Source organism: Streptococcus sp. 5004 (genome assembly GCF_013276755.1).
In the GTDB taxonomy this organism is placed as follows: Bacteria; Bacillota; Bacilli; order Lactobacillales; family Streptococcaceae; genus Streptococcus.
This window is the reverse complement of the sequence record NZ_VMLP01000017.1, coordinates 32,268-50,483: the sequence shown is the minus strand read 5'-3', so window position 1 is coordinate 50,483 and position 18,216 is coordinate 32,268. Positions and strand designations below refer to the sequence as shown.

The 18,216-nt window shown below is 39.8% G+C and carries 12 protein-coding genes and 2 pseudogenes; all 14 read right to left on the bottom strand.

All coding sequences use genetic code 11. The annotated features are described in order from the left end of the window. Nucleotides 1-66: 66 nt before the first annotated feature. The 14 genes and pseudogenes from HT685_RS06215 to HT685_RS06155 all read right to left on the bottom strand — a co-directional run bounded on the left by HT685_RS06215 (nucleotide 67) and on the right by HT685_RS06155 (nucleotide 18,135). Nucleotides 67-906, bottom strand: a complete 840-nt coding sequence (locus HT685_RS06215; RefSeq protein ID WP_173225379.1) for a thymidylate synthase — start codon at nucleotides 904-906, stop codon at nucleotides 67-69. A gap of 97 nt (nucleotides 907-1,003) precedes the next feature. Beyond that, on the bottom strand, nucleotides 1,004-1,963 hold the full coding sequence (locus HT685_RS06210) for an ROK family glucokinase (protein WP_173225382.1): 960 nt from the start codon (nucleotides 1,961-1,963) through the stop codon (nucleotides 1,004-1,006). A 104-nt stretch (nucleotides 1,964-2,067) separates the two neighbouring features. After that, nucleotides 2,068-2,622 (bottom strand): annotated as a pseudogene (gene ldcB, locus HT685_RS10130) (LD-carboxypeptidase LdcB/DacB); the annotation flags it as partial. A gap of 6 nt (nucleotides 2,623-2,628) precedes the next feature. After that, nucleotides 2,629-3,435, bottom strand: a pseudogene (locus HT685_RS10125) (N-acetylmuramoyl-L-alanine amidase family protein); the annotation flags it as partial. A gap of 49 nt (nucleotides 3,436-3,484) precedes the next feature. After that, complete coding sequence (locus tag HT685_RS06200) at nucleotides 3,485-4,102, bottom strand: alpha/beta hydrolase (RefSeq protein WP_173225388.1); 618 nt, start codon at nucleotides 4,100-4,102, stop codon at nucleotides 3,485-3,487. After that, nucleotides 4,103-5,824 (bottom strand): aminodeoxychorismate synthase component I, encoded by a 1,722-nt coding sequence (gene pabB / locus HT685_RS06195; protein WP_173225391.1) that lies wholly within the window; start codon nucleotides 5,822-5,824, stop codon nucleotides 4,103-4,105. 68 nt (nucleotides 5,825-5,892) lie between these two features. After that, nucleotides 5,893-11,811: a ZmpA/ZmpB/ZmpC family metallo-endopeptidase gene (locus tag HT685_RS06190; RefSeq protein ID WP_173225394.1), complete on the bottom strand. Its 5,919-nt coding sequence runs from the start codon at nucleotides 11,809-11,811 to the stop codon at nucleotides 5,893-5,895. A 21-nt stretch (nucleotides 11,812-11,832) separates the two neighbouring features. Further along, nucleotides 11,833-12,396, bottom strand: coding sequence for a TIGR01440 family protein (locus tag HT685_RS06185; protein WP_173225397.1), 564 nt, complete (start codon nucleotides 12,394-12,396; stop codon nucleotides 11,833-11,835). Between the two features lie 124 nt (nucleotides 12,397-12,520). Continuing rightward, entirely contained in the window at nucleotides 12,521-14,203 is a 1,683-nt protein-coding gene (locus HT685_RS06180) for a sensor histidine kinase (RefSeq protein ID WP_173225400.1), read from the bottom strand. Beyond that, nucleotides 14,200-14,937 carry a response regulator gene (locus HT685_RS06175; RefSeq protein ID WP_173225403.1) on the bottom strand — a complete coding sequence of 246 codons (738 nt, stop codon included), beginning with the start codon at nucleotides 14,935-14,937 and terminating at the stop codon, nucleotides 14,200-14,202. The genes HT685_RS06180 and HT685_RS06175 overlap by 4 nt, the downstream gene beginning before the upstream one ends. Before the next feature lie 70 nt (nucleotides 14,938-15,007). Then, nucleotides 15,008-16,120, bottom strand: coding sequence for a peptide-methionine (R)-S-oxide reductase MsrB (msrB, locus tag HT685_RS06170; protein ID WP_173225406.1), 1,113 nt, complete (start codon nucleotides 16,118-16,120; stop codon nucleotides 15,008-15,010). A 9-nt stretch (nucleotides 16,121-16,129) separates the two neighbouring features. Then, nucleotides 16,130-16,696: a redoxin family protein gene (locus HT685_RS06165; protein ID WP_173225409.1), complete on the bottom strand. Its 567-nt coding sequence runs from the start codon at nucleotides 16,694-16,696 to the stop codon at nucleotides 16,130-16,132. Nucleotides 16,697-16,709: 13 nt separating this feature from the next. After that, nucleotides 16,710-17,420 (bottom strand): thiol-disulfide oxidoreductase-associated membrane protein CcdA2, encoded by a 711-nt coding sequence (ccdA2, locus tag HT685_RS06160; RefSeq protein WP_173225412.1) that lies wholly within the window; start codon nucleotides 17,418-17,420, stop codon nucleotides 16,710-16,712. A gap of 163 nt (nucleotides 17,421-17,583) precedes the next feature. Then, nucleotides 17,584-18,135 carry a GNAT family N-acetyltransferase gene (locus HT685_RS06155; protein WP_173225415.1) on the bottom strand — a complete coding sequence of 184 codons (552 nt, stop codon included), beginning with the start codon at nucleotides 18,133-18,135 and terminating at the stop codon, nucleotides 17,584-17,586. Nucleotides 18,136-18,216: the final 81 nt, after the last annotated feature.

Sequence of the window (18,216 nt, the reverse complement as noted above, 5' to 3'; positions counted from 1 at the left end):
CTCAAAGCAGTGCTTTGAGAAACCTGTGGCTAGCTTCCTAGTTTACTCTTTGATTTTCATTGAGTATTAAATAGCTAGGTCAAACTTCAACTGTGGCTTAACAGGGTCATAATCCACCAACTCAAAATCTTCTGCTTTAATATCAAAGAAGTTTGTCTTATCTGGTATATTCAAGACCAAACGTGGTTGGCAGTTTGACGGCTCACGACGGAGCAATTCCTGAGCTTGTTCAAATTGATTGTCATAGATATGGAGGTTGTTTATGAAATAGAAGAACTTCCCAACCTTCCAGCCAAAATGCTTGGCAATCATCATTTGAAGAGCTACATACTGCATAGCATTGATGTGGTGAGCCACCAGCATATCATTCGAACGCTGGGTCAAGGTCGCATCCAGATAGATTTCCCCATCTACACGGCGGACATCAAACATGGTCTGAAAGGCGCATGGAAGGAGGCCCTCTGTCTCCTCAAAAGCTTGGTAATCCCAGAGAGAGATAATATTGCGGCGGTTCCAAGGGTTGGCTTCCAACTGTTTGAGAAGCTTATTGATGATGTCGTGTTTCTTAACAACAGCACCATAGCGCTCACCAATAGTTCCTGTATCTCCCACTTCCCAGTCATTCCAGTAGTGAACATTGTACTTGTCATTGAGTACCTCAAGGCTATTTGACTGGTCTTGGTAGATCCAGAGAACTTCTTTGATAGCTGATTTGATTGCAATGGGACGCAAGGTTGTGATGGGGAATTCCCCTTTTGCCAAGTCATACTCTGCAAAGGCACCCGTTATGTACTTGGAGTTGGCAACAGTCCCATCCTTGTACTTGGGACGGGCCTGCTCAGAAAAGACACCGTCTTTGAGGATTCGTTCAATATTTTCTTTAAAAATCGTATCTGCTTTTGTCATTTACTCTCACCTCATTTATTGTCCTAACTAGTATAGCATAAAAAAGAAAAGAGGAACATTACTAACTCTAGGTTAGCACTTTTCCTCTTTTATTATTTTATTGCAATACAAGTGATGCTGCTCCGATAACTCCAGCGTCATTTCCTAGAGTTGCAAGAGCTAATTTAGTAGATGTGCGTACTTGTGGGAAAGTATTTTCATCGTAGACTTTTTGAACACCTTGTAAAAGGAATTCTCCCGCAGCTGACACACCACCACCGATGACGATTGTTGATGGGTTTAGGATTGAACCGATGTTAGCACAAGCGATTCCCAAGTAACGTGAGAAGTTACGGTAAACGATTAAGGCAAGGTCGTCTCCTTCTTTTACAAGGTCAAAGACTGTCTTAGCGGTTACTTCCTCTCCGTTATCAATCAAGCGTTTCAAGGCTGCATCACCTTCGTATTCATCGGCATAACGACGAGTCAAGTTGACAATCCCTGTTGCAGAAGCTACTGTCTCAAGGCAACCTTTCTTACCGCAAGTACATGCGATTGGTTGGTCAAAGTCAACAGTGATGTGACCAAGCTCACCTGCTGCACCAGCTACACCGTGAAGCAATTTGCCTTCTGCGACAATACCACCACCAACACCTGTACCAAGTGTCATAAAGACAACGTCTGGTTGGTTATCACCAGCCCCCATCCAACGCTCACCAAGAGCCGCTACGTTGGCATCATTATCGATGAAAAATGGAATCCCCAAGGCTTTTTCAATCTTTTCTTTGATTGGTTGAAGGGTTTTCCAGTTCAAGTTGTAGGCACCAATCACAGTCCCTTTTTCACGGTCAACCACACCTGGTGACCCCATTCCAATTCCTTGGAAGTCTGCTGCTACCAATCCAAGCAAGTCCAAACGATGTTGAATAGATTCAATCATATCATCAACAATATGACTCCCCTCATCCAAAATATTGGTCTTGATAGACCACTTTTCTTGGATCTCTCCTGCTGTTGTCAAGATTGCAAATTTGATAGAAGTTCCACCAAGGTCAATCCCAATAATCTTTTGACTCATCATATTCTCCTTTTTCATTATGCAGTAATTGAAAATGCTTACAGTTATAGTATAACAAATTTCACTCATTTATGCAAAGGTTTGCATTGTTTTTATGAGTAATTTTACTGAAGATAGTCTCCACCATCAAAGCCATAGTATTCCTCTAGTGTCAAACCACTTGCAGCAATGTCTTTTGCTTCTTTTCCAATGTAACGTAAATGCCATTCCTCATGCATGTAACCTGTGACACTCTCTTTCCCACGGGGATAGCGAACAACAAAGCCATAGTCTGGTGCATGATCCAATAACCATTGAGCCGCACCCGCATCTTCAACTAATTGACCATCTGTGCCAATCACATCAAAAGCAAGTCCTGTCTGATGTTCACTATATCCAGGACGGGCGGAATAACGATCCGCAGCAGCCTGTCCCTCTTGGTTCACATAACTTTGATACAATTGTGCTTGAGTTGCATAACTTCTAAATCCACTATAATTATCGCTAATAGCGTATCCTTCTTCTTTCATTTGTGCAATCAGTTTTAAAAAGGCTGCTTTTGCAGTAGCATTTTCACCAGGATAGTAGTCTTTTGACATTGGATAGTGTTTGTTGGCAACGACAATTTCATCATACTTCCCTTGAAGGCTATAGTAAGAACCTTTATTAGTTACTTTTGAATTGGCTTTCCACAAACCAGTGGTATCTACATAATAACGTCCACCATCAACCCATTCATTGACAGCCATTTTACCATCTGATTTCAGATAGTAATTTCCTTGCCATGTACTATAAGCATAAGAGCCATCTGATTTCAAATAATACCAAGCTTGATAAGAATCATCATAAATCCATTCGCTCTGTGCCATTTTACCATCTGATTTCAGATAGTAATTTCCTTGCCATGTACTATAAGTATACGAACCATCTGATTTCAAGTAATACCAAGCTTGATAAGAATCATCATAAATCCATTCACCTTTAGCCATTTTACCGTTTGATTTCAAATAGTAATTTCCTTGCCATGTACTATAAGCATAAGAGCCATCTGATTTCAAATAATACCAAGCTTGATAGTAAGAATCATAAATCCATTCGCTCTGTGCCATCTTACCATCAGATTTCAGGTAATAGCTTCCCTGCCAAGCATTTTTCACTGGATTTCCATTTCCATCAAAGTAGTACCAAGCACCGTCCTGCTTAACCCATCCACTTGTTGTTGCTGAACTTGTGTTGCTTTGAGCCGTAGTTGCTTGTTTTGCTTTGAAAGCACCCTTAGGAGCATTCTTCAATTCGCAAGCCACACCATCATGATCTCGGTCTAACTTGGCAGAATAACCAGGTTCTCCCTCGTGAATATCCGAATAGCCATTCGCCCAAGCTTCCTGACAGCTAGAAAAATGAATGTCTTCTTCTGCTAACACAGGCTGTGAAAACAAGGCTAAAATTGGCAAGGTAGCCAGACTCATTTTTAAAAAGAGACGTTTATTCATTTCTTTCTCCCATAACGATGATATCGATTTCATGTTTATTTTATCAGATTTATTTCTTCAATTCAAGAAAACTTCTGGTTATTTCTGCAAACTCTTTTGGTTTAGCTCTATTCAGAACATGAGGGCCATCAGGAATGATCTGAAACTGCGAATCTTTCAATAATAAATGAAGATCTTTCATAGAACTAAGATTCGGTTTATCTTTGCTACCACAAATTAGTAAGGTTGGATAAGGACAATGCCTTGCAATCTCTCTTAAATCAAGTGTCTTCAATTCCTCAGAAACTCCAACCATAAGAGTTTTGTCTGCTCCCTGTTTCTCAAATATCCTTTTTGGGAGTAGTTTAAATATCAGTGTTTGAAAATAAAAAGGAATATTACCTGCTAGTTTCAATGGACAACCTGACAAAACCAAAGCCTGAAGGGTTGGTATCTCAGAACTTGAAAGCTCCAATGCAAGGACAGCCCCTAAGGACAAACCGATTAGGACAAAAGGTTCTGTCTCTTGAACTAGATGCTGATAAACTCGTTCCTTGGCTTGTTGATAGTTGCTAACTCCAGAAGGAAACAACTCGATAGCCTCAGAAGGATAATCTGTCAGTAGATTCTGAACTTCTTTCCAACTCTCCGCTGACTGGCCTAGTCCATGTAAAAATATCAGTTTCATCTAGTTCTCCTGTAAGATTAACTCATACAAGCCTCGCACTGCGTTACAGCCGTAAATAGCTTCAGCTTTGTCTAAATCTGCCAAGGTCAAGACTTTCTCTTCTACCTGTCCTGTTTCCAGCAAATGCTGACGGTAAATTCCTGGTAAAATTCCCAGTCGAATAGGCGGTGTGTAGAGTTTTCCAGCGATTTTCAGAACCAAATTTCCAATAGAGGTTTCAAGTAGCTCTCCAGACTTATTGTGGTAAATCTTCTCTTGTTCCCCTAGGCTCAAATGCGGTCGGTGGCTTGTTTTAAAATAGGTAAATGCTTGTTGCAAATTGGCTTCCTGCAGGCAGAGTTGGGCATGGCAGAAGGTTGGACTGAGGGGTGTTAATACTTGACGATCGACCTCTATCTTTCCAGACTTGCTAAGGCTAATTCGCAAGCGGTAATCTTGATCAATGTCACAATCCTGACACTCTTCCTCAATCTTGTGTCTCAAGTCTTCTGAATCCAAAGGAAAGGCAAAATAGCGACTAGCTTTTTGGAGTCTTTCCAAATGTTGTTCTTCAAACAGCAAGTTCTTCTGGCTGATTTTCCCAGTAGTAATCAGCTGAAAACGAGCTTGTTTACGATAGAGAACTGCTGCCTTTTGATGAACCTCTCGGTATTCAGATTCCCATGTGCTATCCCATGTAATCCCTCCGCCAACTCCATAAATGGCTTGACCTTTGTGAAGTTGAATGGTACGAATGGCCACATTAAAAATCCGTCGTCCATTTGGAAGCAAGAGACCAATCGTTCCACAGTAGACTCCACGCGGTTGTGGTTCTAAGTCCTTTATAATCTCCATAGTCGCAATTTTCGGAGCTCCTGTGATGGATCCACAAGGAAAGAGAGAGCGAAAAATGGAAACCAAGTCCACATCTGGTCGCAACCGACTCTTGATGGTCGAAGTCATCTGCCAGACAGTCGAATACTGCTCCACTTGACACAGACGCTCCACATGCTCACTTCCCACTTCAGAAATACGGTTCATATCGTTGCGCAAGAGGTCCACAATCATCATATTTTCAGAGCGATTTTTAGAATCCTGCTCCAACCAGCTAGCCTGTTCAAGATCTTCTTGGTCAGTCATGCCACGCTGAGTCGTTCCCTTCATTGGTCGCGTTGTCAACTCGCGGCCATTCTGCTCAAAAAAGAGCTCTGGGCTCATGGAAATCACTGCCATCTCGTCATGTTCAACATAAGCATTGTAACCCGCCTCCTGCTCTACCACCATACGATTGTAGATGGCAAAAGGATTGGCACTTAATTTTTGCTTGAGTTGGACTGTGTAGTTGACCTGATAGGTGTCTCCCTGGCGCAAATGATGGTGAATCTGTGCAATAGCCTTTTCATAGTCTGCTGCAGACGTTACTTCCTGCCAGTTTGAAGGCAAATCAACCTCGTCATAAATCAGAGAAATAGGGGATGTTTCTACCCTATCATGAACTGTAAAATATAGCAGATACTCTGCCAGTAAAGGAGCTTTATGAACTGCTAATTTCTCCTCAAAAGCAGGTGCAGCCTCATAGCTGACATAGCCCACCACATAGTAGCCCTGCTCTTGGTAGCTTTCCACTTGTGCCAGCAAATCTGCCACTTCTGCTACATTTCTCGTTTTCAACTCTTTAATAGGCTGGGTAAAGGTGTATCTCTCCCCCAAAGCCCTAAAATCAATCACTGTTTTTCTATGCATACCTTAAGTATAGCATAAAAAGGCAGATACAGCCAAGCTGATCCACCTTTGTAATGATTTTGTTAGCACTATGCCTGTGATTCATTGAAGAGATTCCCAGAGAAACCGTCGGATTTGTACAAGAGTTGTTTGAAGACTTTCTCTTTCAAGCCTACAGTATTTCTATATTTACGCTCTACTTTAGAATCGTTCAATTCAGCTAAATCTTTTTCAACAGCAGTACTGAATAGAGTCTTCAATCTGTCATAACTTGTAATCGTTTCACCATTAATTTCAATGGCAGTGAATCCATTATTAGCTTTATCTTTAATTTCTTGGAACCAATGTTGCTTCCAATCCTCAAGTGTGTTGTATACATTTTTAGATACTTTCTTAATAATAAATTTATCACTTAAATTGTTTTCACCATCCTTTTTCGCTTCACCTTTATATTTATTGGAAACATATCCAATAAATCCATTTTCATATCCGAAGTAACCCCACATACGGAAAGCATTGTGTTTGAATGATAGGGCTCCCGGAGCACCATCACTAGTATTACCACCGTAGATACCGGTCATCATATTAACGTTAACGTATGCAGATCTAAAATCTTCAGGACGATACACCCCGTTACCTGGAGCACCATGTTTTGTAATAAAGTTATTGTTAACTAAATCATTAATATTATTCAACTCAAGTGCTTTTTCTTGTTCGCTTAAGTCACGCACTTCATCCCATTGGTTAGGTCCAACTAGATGTTTATTATCACCATCAGTATGACGCATTTTCTTATCAACTTTCTTAAACCATTTACTATTATCACCATTAAGTTTCCCAATAACTGCATCAGCTTCAAGATAATCTAACATCATCAGTGCCTCATTATAGTTCTTCATATAGTGGTCAATTTCTTTACGTGATTTAAGATTATTAGGGTTATAATTATACCATTGATTTCCATCGTTTTCACGTTCAAAAGCCATATTTAGTCCTAAAGCACCATACTCACCTTGGTGACCTTGAGTAGCAGGTGATTGAAGCATACCTTGTGCGAAGGCTTCTAAGAATGTACCTTCTCGGTGTGTGTACCCTCCATAATAAACTACGCGGTCATTTATGTGAGTAGTTTCATGTGTAAATGCTGAGGATCCATACTCGCTAATCATATCAGACATAACAAATACAACTTTTGCACGATTATCATTCTTATCATCATAATAAGTTGCATAGGCTCCGGCAACAGCCCCATTAGGACCGTAATGCTCACCTACAGGGCCATAAAGTTCACGGGTTGGAGCATAAATACCTTTACCATCTTCAAACTTACCATATTTATCCATCCATTTACCCCAATCATGTCCCCAAACTTGGTATCCTTCCCAAACAGGAGTAACAATCTCTTTTGCCAGTAAATTCTTAACATTCTCATTTGCAAGTCGGTACCAGAAATCAAGATAGTTAAGATGCCTATTTGCCGCCAAATCAATTTTATCTTTGAAATTTCCAAGTGTCGTATTGTATTTATTAGCTGTACCAAATGAAATTGTGTTATACGTAGAAATCAGGAATGCTTGTGTTTGCTTTAGATTTAAAAGTGGAAGAATCATCTTCTGATGATATCCTTTGGATAGATTATCAAATGCTCTATATTTAGCATTTTTAAGACCTTCTTCACGAGATTGTTTTTCAACAACGTATACTTTACCTTCAGTCGCATGAATAAACCAATCATTTATATTTTTATCTGAAGTTAAAAGTTCCATATTGTATTTTAAGAAGTCAATTAAGTTACCCGAGCGAGTAGAAGCACTCAAAACTTCACGGAATGCATCATGTGTACGATGACCTTTAAGATTGTTCTCTTTAGAGCCAATTTCAATCAATCGATCTAATACATCTATATTTTTACCATAGAAATCTGGTTTAAATAGCATTAATTCTTTAATGTTAACATCTCCAAATCTAACTCCATAGTAGCGGTTTAGATAAGTTAATCCCAGCATCAAAGCTGCTTTATTTTTCTCAACTTTATCTAAAATCATTTGACGTACAGCTAGAGAATCATTTAATTGGTGATCTTCATTTTGAACTAATTTAGTCACCAGTTCTGTTAAATTATTCTTCACATAGTCAAAACTTTCTTCTAAGTAAAGATCCTTAACAGCGTTAAATCTTCCTTCTCCCGGTCTGTTGAAGTGTTTATAAATAATATCTGATTGTAATTCAATCGGACTTAATTTTGAAACAATACCCTCTATTAATTCATCATGATTTTTTTGAACAATATTTGGTGTATATTTAATTCCTAGACCCGTTACAGTGTATTCTTTAACATTACTTAATCCTTCTGTACTGCCAGATAGATTTATGTATTCTTTTGTTCCATCCGCATAGTGAATCATAATTTTATTCACTTCTTCTAAATTTGTAACGAATTTTGTATCATGCATTGGTGTTACAGAAAGAACTTCTTTCGTATTTAAGTTATGTGCTTTATCCAATTTATTAGCTTGATGTACAATATATTCTTTATTATAGAATGGTTGTAATTTTTCAAAATTCTTATATGCTAATTTATATTCATCGTTATAATCTTGGATTTGATCATAAGCAGAATTTTGAGACACTGTTGCGTTTAATGTAGCCACTAGTGATTTTTCGCTTTCAAAAGTATTAGCTGTAATATTATAGCTAGCTACTTTTTCATCAGCTTCTTCTTTTGTCAATTCAATTTGTTTATTAGGATATTTAGTGTATGACTTTTTACCTTCACTATATCCAGCTACACTGTATAATTTATCAATTTGTGGATGTGCATAACCATCATCAATATCATTTGAACCAAATAACATTTCTGCATTTTTCACTTTTACATAACTAACATTATCTTTTACTGTACCAAAAGGCCATGTCTTACTTGCAAACGCTCCAGTTTGTACTGGTGTAACTACATTAATCAATCCTTTGGCAACAGATTTCGTTAAGTTTCCTTTAGTTCCAATTAAATAATCACCTATCATTCCATATTCAACAAATGGAATTAATGAACTTGCTCTCACTTTATTACCAGTTAATATTGCATCTACATAAGTTCTTGTTACAATACCTCGATAGTTTTTATCGGCAATACCACCTAATGCTGAACCATTTTCACTTGTAGAATGTAGTTTACCAATAAAGGCAACATTTTCAATGCGAGTTCCCTCGTTCATATAATTAACAACACCTGCTACATTATTACGTCCAATAACAGAACCTGTAATTTTCACATCTTCAATGACAGAAGTTCCATTCATTGTATTGGCTATTGTAGCAACACCATCATCATTTTTACGATCGATATCTACATCTTCAAAATTAATATTTTTTATAGTAGCATTCTTAATAACATTGAATAAAGGTCGTTCTAACTCTGTAATAGCATAACGTTTTCCGTCTTCACTTAATAATTTTCCTGTAAATTCACTCGTGATATACGATTTTCCATTCGCAGATGCATTTCTAGCACTCATACTTTGACCTAATCGGTATTCTCCTGCTGGATTTTTTTGCATTGCTGAAACTAAATCTTCAAAATCATAATAAACATTTCCGTTAGCTGCAACTGATTTTTCAATGTAATGAGTATATTCAGATTCAAATGTTTGATCTTTTTGACGCCCAACTAAATTATCTGCTGTTGCAGTTACTTTATACATTTGTTTTCCATCAACGGTTACTTCTTCAATATTTTTCACTGCTAATAATGTTGATTTTTGATCATGTGAAGTGACTTTTAAGTAGTATTTACTCTTATCCTCTGGGATTGATTTTAATCTAGATTCATTCGTTTCTGTTTCTTGATCATATTTAATTAAATCAGTTCTTCGAATATCTTTGATTTCAACTTTTTTAAGATCTAATTGAATTTGTTTATCTTCTAATGTTTCAGTTTCTTCGCCTTCACCTCTGTCATAAACCATTTTTGTAGACAGAGTGTAGCCTTTATAATATTTCAAGTCTTTTAATGTTGCTTGTAAATCATTTTCCGGCACGTCAACTTCTTTAACTACTTCACCAGCTTCATTTTTTAAAGCAACTTTAATCGATTTAATCGTAACTCCAACTGGTTTATTTAAAGTGTATTTAGCGGTAGCACTCTTCTTCAAGACATCTTTTTCAGTATTAGCCCATTGTAAAGTAGGTTTTTCTAACCCTTTTGTACCATTCTTAATAATTTTATCTTGAGGTTGTAAGATAACTTTTTCTTCTACTGTTGGAGCTTCGTTTGTTTTTTCTCCGCGAATTGTTTTATAGGTTTCAGTAATTTGTTTCTTACCGTTTACACCTTCTTGAGCAACTGTAGTTGTTCCACGTTTTAAAGTGTCATCATCTTCTGTTTTTGTAGCAAAAGGAATGGCTTCTTCTCTTGTTTCAATTGTTGTTCCTTCAACTGGTTTTGTTCCTTTTTTAACGACTTTAGAAACGGCAGGCGTTTTTACTTCTGTAGTTGTAGAAAGAACTTTATCTGTCTCTACACCTTCCACTGTTTCGTAAGTTGTTTTCGTAAGTTGAACTCCTTTAGACCCTTGACGTTCAACAACTTCTTCATCTACATATTTTGTGTCATCCGGAACTACTTCTGTTGTGAAATCTAATTCACTTTCGGTAGACTTCTCAACTGTACCTGTTGTTACTTTATATTCTGGGTTTACTTCTTGTACTGGTGCTTGACCTTCTTTGCCTTCTTCTTGCGTACCTTTAGCTGTTTTGGTCTCCTCTGTTGGTTCTACAGTTTCTTCAGCCTTGGTCTCTGGAGAGACTTCTACTGGTTTCGGGGTTTCTTCCGAAACCTTCTCTTCCTCAGAAGCTTCTGGTTGCTTTTCTGGAGAGACTGGTGCCTTTTCGTCTTCACTTGGCGCGACTGGTTCACCTGCTTGTTCAACTTTTGGTTCCGTTTGTTTTTCTACAGCAGGCATTTCCACTTTTGGTTCTTCAACAGGTTGATTAGCAGCCTCATCTTTTGTTTCTACTACTTCTGGCTGTGCATCTTCTTGTTTCGGTGTCTCTTCCGATACCTTATCCTCTTTAGGATCTTCTTGTTGTGATGAATCTTTTGGTATCCTTGGTTGCTCCGGTTGTGTAGGTTGCACGGGTTGTTCTGGGACTTTTGGTCGTTCTACTGGTGGTTCAACTTTTGATTCCTCAGCTGGTTTGTCTGATGGTTGACTTTCCGGTTTGACTGGTGTTTGTTCATCTGTTTTTGAATCAACTACTCCACTTACTTCTTCAACTGGAGCTGGTTCTACTGAATCTTCTTTCCCCTCTTCTACTTTAGGAAGGGTGTCGTCAGTAGGTTTTACCTCCGATTTTGGTTCTTCCTTTGGACTTTCTTCTGTTTTAGGTGCTTCTTCTTTTGGATCTTCCTCTGTCTCTACTGCTTGGTTTTCTGGCTTAGCTTGCTCCTGATTTGTTGTTACTTGGGGATTCTCAACTTCGACTACAGTCACCTCTCCAGGTTTAGCTGAGGCTTCTTCTAAAACAGTATCCAAGCCAAGCGTTTTGAGGATGTCACCTGATAGATAACCAACATAGCGATAGCCCTCCATTTCAACAACACCCTCTCGACTAGCCGGTGCTAGAGTCGCAACTGGGTCTACAGCTCCTGCACTAGGAAGGACTACCAATCCCATAACTCCAACTAGAAAGATGCTGGCAATTTTCTTTCTCTTGTAGATTAAAAGCAAGCTCCCAACAGTCAGCAAACCAAAAGCTGTCAAAACAGATGCTTCTGTCCCTGTTTGTGGCAGCTGGTCTTTTTGATATACCAAACCATAGACAACTTCATTTCCATCAGGCTTTCCTGTCTGGATTAAATCTTTAGCTTCTTGTGAAATAACCTCTTTATCTACATAGTGATAGGTGGCTGCGTCCACTACAGAAGGAGCCATCAAAAGGCTTCCAAGAAATACAGAACCTACAACTCCCTTAATCTTACGAATTGAAAAACGGTCTTTTTTAAACACTTTCATCTCCTTTATTCATTCTCACGACTTTCTGATAGAATCTTGCGGATAGTGCGCACGCGCACCTCCGATTAATTTTGGACGACTAGCTAGAGCCGTTACGTGGGCATGCCCAATCTCTCTCAAAAGAGGGCGAATCGGAACCTGAACATGCTTGACATGCATGCCAATTGCAGTGTCTCCGATATCCAATCCAGCATGAGCCTTGATAAATTCAACCTCAACTGGATCTTGCATAAACTTGAAGGCTGCCAATTGACCCGAACCTCCTGCATGAAGAGTCGGAAGGACACTGACGATTTCCAGGCCAAACTGCTCTGCCACCTGACGTTCAACGACGAGGGCTCGATTAACATGTTCACAACCTTGAACGGCTAAATGGATACCTCTACTACCTAGAATACCCAAGATAGTCTCTACTATCAGCTCACCAATCTCTTGACTGGATTCTTTCCCAATCTGACCACCTAGCACCTCACTAGAAGATAGACCTAAAACAAAAAGGGCCCCCTGCTTCAAATCGGCCTTTTCTAAAACATCTTCTACTATCTGACGTGTTTCTCTTTGAATCTGTGTCTCGTTCATCTCTGTCACCTCTTTTGTCACTCTTCTATCATACCGTTTTTTCTACGTTTTAGCAAGATAGACAACCTAGAAAGCTTGCCCAATTACGCATAAAACTCCCAGAATTGACTGGGAGTTAGCTAGTTTATATTCTATTTATGTATATTTCCACTTTCGTCCCTTTTTGGGGCCTAGAATCAATCTTCATCTGGTAATCTTCTCCAAAATGAAGTTTAAGACGCTGGTCAACATTTTGAAGACCTACTCCTCCACGTTTGAGTTGACTTTGACTACTATCGCTAGCATCTTGGAAACCCACTCCATCATCCTCAATACGGATGACCAATCCTGAATCCTTTTTCTGAACAGAAACTCTAATATGTCCCTGACCTTCCTTCTCCTTAATGCCATGGTAAAGAGCATTTTCCACCAAGGGTTGTAACACCAGCTTGGGCAAGACCAGATGATCAAAGGCAGGATTTTCAGTAATTTCGTATTCCAGCTTATCTCCATAACGTTGTTTCTGGATAAAGAGATACTGGCGGACATGATTGATTTCATCAGAGAGACAAATCAAGTCCTTGCCCTGATTGAGCGCCAAGCGGAAATAGGTTGCCAAGGACTTGGTCACCTGAACCACTCGCTGACTATCCTGAAATTCAGCCATCCAGATGATGGTGTCCAAGGTGTTATAGAGGAAATGGGGGTTAATCTGACTTGATAGGGCTTGAAGTTGGTACTGACGGGTCGTTTCTTCCTGGCTACGAATATCTGCCATCAGCTGATCAATCTGATCCAACATGGCATTAAATTGGCGAGTCACTTCTCTCAGTTCATAGGCACCAGTTTCCTTGGCACGAAGATTCTGATTACCAGAAGCAATCTCCAGCATGGTTTCTCTTAAGCCACTTAAAGGAGCAATCCAGCGTTTGAGACTGAACCACACCAAGCAGAGACAGACAAGAAGAGATGTGATACTAGCCCCAAGCAAGGTCCACAAGAGTTGATTCCGAACCTGATCTAACTTCTCCAGCGAAGATACGCCAAGTACCGTCCAATCAGTTCCTGCAATCTTTTCTTGACTGACGTAGGATTTGTGACCAGAAGTATAGCCCTGACCCGTCTCAATGTAGGATTTCATGGCCTCCATTTCGCTAGACGAACTATAAACTGTGTGTTGAGGATGGTAAACAAATTCATGTTTTTCATTGATAATGAAAGCAAATCCCTGCTGACCCAACTGAAGCTGGTTGAGATAGGCTTCCAGAGTTTCATAAGAAATATCCAAACGAAGTACACCCAGATTGGCTCCCTTTGCATCAACAAGTTCCTGAGTGATAGAAATAACCCACTGACTATCCGACTTACGAGCTGGTGTCAAAACAGGCTTAGCTCCCTGATGAATGGCCTTTTGGTACCAATCCTCAGCCATCATATCAGAGGAAGTTTTCATCTGCACACTGTCATCTGTAGAAATGACCTGACCGGATTTGGTTACCAGCACAACAGTTTTCAAGTCCTGATCTGCCTTTAAGATGGTCAAAAACAGATTTCGAATTCCCTTGACCTTGTCTTGACTGGGATTCTCAGCATAGGCTAGGACATCCGCCTGCTGGGTCAAACTGGTCGAGGTGGTTTCTAATTTTTTGATATAAGACTGGATAAAGTGGCTAGTCTGACTGATAGTCGTTTGGCTATTACCTTCAATGGTAGCCTCAATGGCTGAAGAACTAGATTGATAGTAGAACGTACCAACCAGAACTAGGAGAATGAGAAAGACCAAAAAGATGGAAATAACCATTCTAACTAGGAGAGAAGAACGCTTCATCGACCTTCTCCCTTCTTAAACTGACGAGGTGTCACACCCGCAATCTGTTTAAAACGTTGGGTAAAGTAATTCATATCTTCAAAACCAACCTTTTCAGCTATCTCATAAATCTTTAAATCCGTTGTTAAGAGCAAGAGCTTAGCTTGTTTGACACGTTCTCGCACCAGGTAATCCTGAAAAGGTAGACCCAACTCTTTCTTAATCAAAGAGCTCAGATAAGTCGGGCTAAAGCCCAAGTCACTGGCCAAAGCCTTTAAACTAAACTGGCTGTCATCTAGATGAGACTGAATTTTCTGGGCCAAGTTTCCTTCAAACTTATCAGTCAATAAATCTTGTAACTGCTCTTCTTTCTCTTCCTTATCCAACTTTTGCTTGATTTTCCCCAACATTTCCTCAATATCCTGACGAGAAAAGGGCTTGAGCAAGTAGTCATCTACACCTAGTTTGACAGCAGACAAGGCATAATCAAAATCATCGTAACCTGTCAAAAAAACTAGGTGAACCTGAGGATAGGTTTCTCGGACCAGACTGGCCAACTGAATGCCATTTAGTTGAGGCATGTTGATATCGGTCAAAATGATATCCGGCACCTGCTTTTGTATCAATTCCCAAGCCTGCTTTCCATTTTCAGCCTGACCGATGATTTCCATATCGTAGGCTGCTACATTGACCAGTTTGGTCAAGCCTTGTCTTACCAGATATTCATCTTCTACGATTAAAATTGTGTAGGTCATGCTCAGCTCCTTTGTCACTTACTAGTATCAGTATAGCAAAATTCTCCTCTAACTGCTTAGGAAAGCCCTCTTAATCGACATAATCTAGTAAATAAGCATAGCCTTTTTCTTCCATTTGGTCTTTGGGAATAAATCGAATAGAGAGACTATTGATACAGTAGCGCAAGCCACCCTTGTCCTGAGGACCGTCCGTAAAGACATGGCCCAGATGAGAATCTCCCACTCGGCTCCGCACTTCCATGCGTGTCATATTGTAAGACTTATCTTCCTTGTAGGTGGCGACATCTGGACTGATGGGTTGGGTGAAACTAGGCCAGCCACAACCAGACTCAAACTTATCCTTTGATGAAAAAAGAGGTTCGCCAGTTGCCACATCCACATAGATACCGGATTCAAATTTATCCCAATAGCGATTTGAAAAAGCTCGTTCTGTTTGATTTTTCTGGGTGACTGCATACTCCTCAGGTGACAGGGTCTTTTTCAATTCCTCATCACTTGGTTTTGGATATTTGCTGGCATCGATGACAGGATAGGCCGCCTGATTGACATTGATATGGCAGTAGCCATTTGGATTTTTCTTGAGATAGTCTTGGTGGTAATCCTCAGCCACTACAAAATTCTTCAAGTTCTCCTTTTCAACTGCTAGAGGTTGGTCGTATTTCTTAGCCACCTCATCAAAGACTTGGTTGATTACTTCCAAATCCTTGTCATCTGTGTAATAAACACCAGTACGGTACTGGGTTCCCACATCATTTCCTTGTTTATTTTTGCTGGTTGGATTGATAATGCGGAAGTAATGAAGCAGGATTTCCTTGAGGGAAATTTGCTTGGCATCATAGGTTACATGGACGGTTTCCGCATGACCTGTTTGGTTAATCAATTCGTACTTGGTTGTCTCCCCTCTACCATTTGCATAGCCTGAAACGGCATCTGTCACTCCAGGCACGCGTGAGAAATATTCCTCCACTCCCCAGAAACATCCCCCAGCTAGATAAATTTCATGCAAGTCTGCATCTTTACTCACTTCTGTTTTTTTCACTGTTTTTCCTCCTTGGCTAACTGCCGCTTTCTCAATTTGCGAGCTATCTGTCTGCCCTGCATTTCGCATCAATAGAAAATAGAAACCGCTTATGGCTAGGAAAAAAATCCCTGCCAAAACAAACAATTTTACTTTATCATTCATGGCCTTTCTCTACTCCATTTCTTTCAATGTCTTTAAAATCATATCCTTATCCATAAAACCTGGTTGCGTTTTGACCAGCTTGCCTTCCTTGTCTATAAAGGCTTGAGTTGGGTAAGAACGGACACCATAAGTTTCCAACAGTTTTCCTGATGAGTCAATTAGAACTGGGAAATTTTTATAATCCAAGCCCTTGTACCAGTTCTTAAAATCCGCTTCAGATTGCTCTCCCTTATGTCCTGGTGACACTACTGTCAAGACCACATAATCATCACCAGCATCCTTAGCAATTTCATCCGTATCTGGAAGACTAGCTAGACAGATGGAACACCAAGAAGCCCAGAATTTGAGATAGACTTTCTTACCCTTGTAATCAGACAAGCGGTAGGTCTTGCCATCTACTCCAGTTAGCTCAAAATCAGCCACTTCTTTCCCTTTAGCTGCGCTTGTTTTACTAGCTGTCTGCTCCATCTTCATTTCATCTTTCATTTGGTGTTCACTAGTCATGGACTTGCCTGAACAAGCCGTCAAACAAAGGAGCGAACCTGCTCCAAGAACACATGTTTGCCATTTTTTCATTTCTTTTTCCTCTCTATTCAAATAATGTAGTCAAAATGGAAGCATTTCCCAAAAGCACCAAGAGTCCCATCACAATAATGAGAAAACCTCCCACTTTTTTGAGGGTTCCGAGATAAGGATGGAGTTTTCGGAAATGTTTCAAAACATAACTAGAGGCCAGAGCTAGAAGCAAGAATGGTAGCGCTAGACCCAGCGTATAGATTAACATGAGACCCGCTCCCTGCCAAGCACCTGAACCACCTGAAGCCGCCAAGGCTAAAACAGACCCCAGAACCGGCCCCACACAAGGTGTCCAAGCAAAACTAAAGGTCAAACCCAATAAAAATGCCTGACTATAGCCCTTACCATTTTGCCCCTGTCCTTGCAGTTGTAACCTCTTTTCCTTATAAAGCCCCTTAAAGTGTAGAATCTCCATCTGGTGCAAGCCTAAGAGAATGATAACCGCACCCGTCACATATTGGAACCAAGAAGCATAAAGCAAGTCGCCTAAAAAACCAGCTCCATAGCCCAGCAAAATAAAGATAAAGGAAATCCCCGCTATAAAGGCCAGCGTTCGCAATAAACTAGTAACTGAGATGGAAAATTTGCCACTAGAAGCCTGAGCACCATCCTTATCATCTAGTAACACCCCTGCATAAACCGGTAACAAAGGTAAGATACAAGGAGAAAAGAAGGATAGAATCCCTGCTAGAAAGACACTTAGAAAAAAGAAAATATGACCCATAAAGTTCCTCCTATCATTTTATTGATAGGTTTATTATACTCCTTCCATTTTCGAAAAAATAGGGACAATGATAGGGAAAAATAGGAATTTAATCAGGTTATGTAAAAAATGTTGCAAAAAAAGCCAGACACAGTCTGACTTTGATGGAAACAGAAAAGAAAATTCACCAGTCTTCCCTACTTATCTGATAATAAATAAGATCCGCAAGATATCCTTTTCTCTCTGCACCATTGATAATAGTCTTTAGATAGGACATCCCTGCTTTCTCCATGACACGACCTGAAGCTGGATTGAGACTGGCATATCGAGCTCTGACATTTTGAAAACCTGCTTGAATAAAACAGAAGTCCAAGACAGCTTTCAAGGCTTCTGTCATAATTCCATGTCCCCAGTAAACCTTGCCTAGTACATAGCCAATTTCACAAGAAGAATCGTTCTCATCTATTGTAACGATGCTGATATCTCCTATCACTTGCTCTGGGTTTTCTTTGAGACAAATAGCCCATTTGTAATAGTTGAGATTAGTATAGGAAGCAACCCAATTGCGAATCGAGTTTCGAGTGATTTCGACATCAGGATGGGGATCCCAGGTAACATAGGTCAGATTCTCAGCGGATGAAGCCCAATTTTGAAACATGGCTTCTGCATCACTCTCCACAAATCTTCGCAAGATTAAACGATCTGTCTGTAATATTTGCGTACCAATAGATTTCATGAGGCTACCTCACTTTCTGATAGGATGATTCTATATCCAATCTCCATTGAAACTTGTTTTGCTTTTGAATTTCAAGGCTCA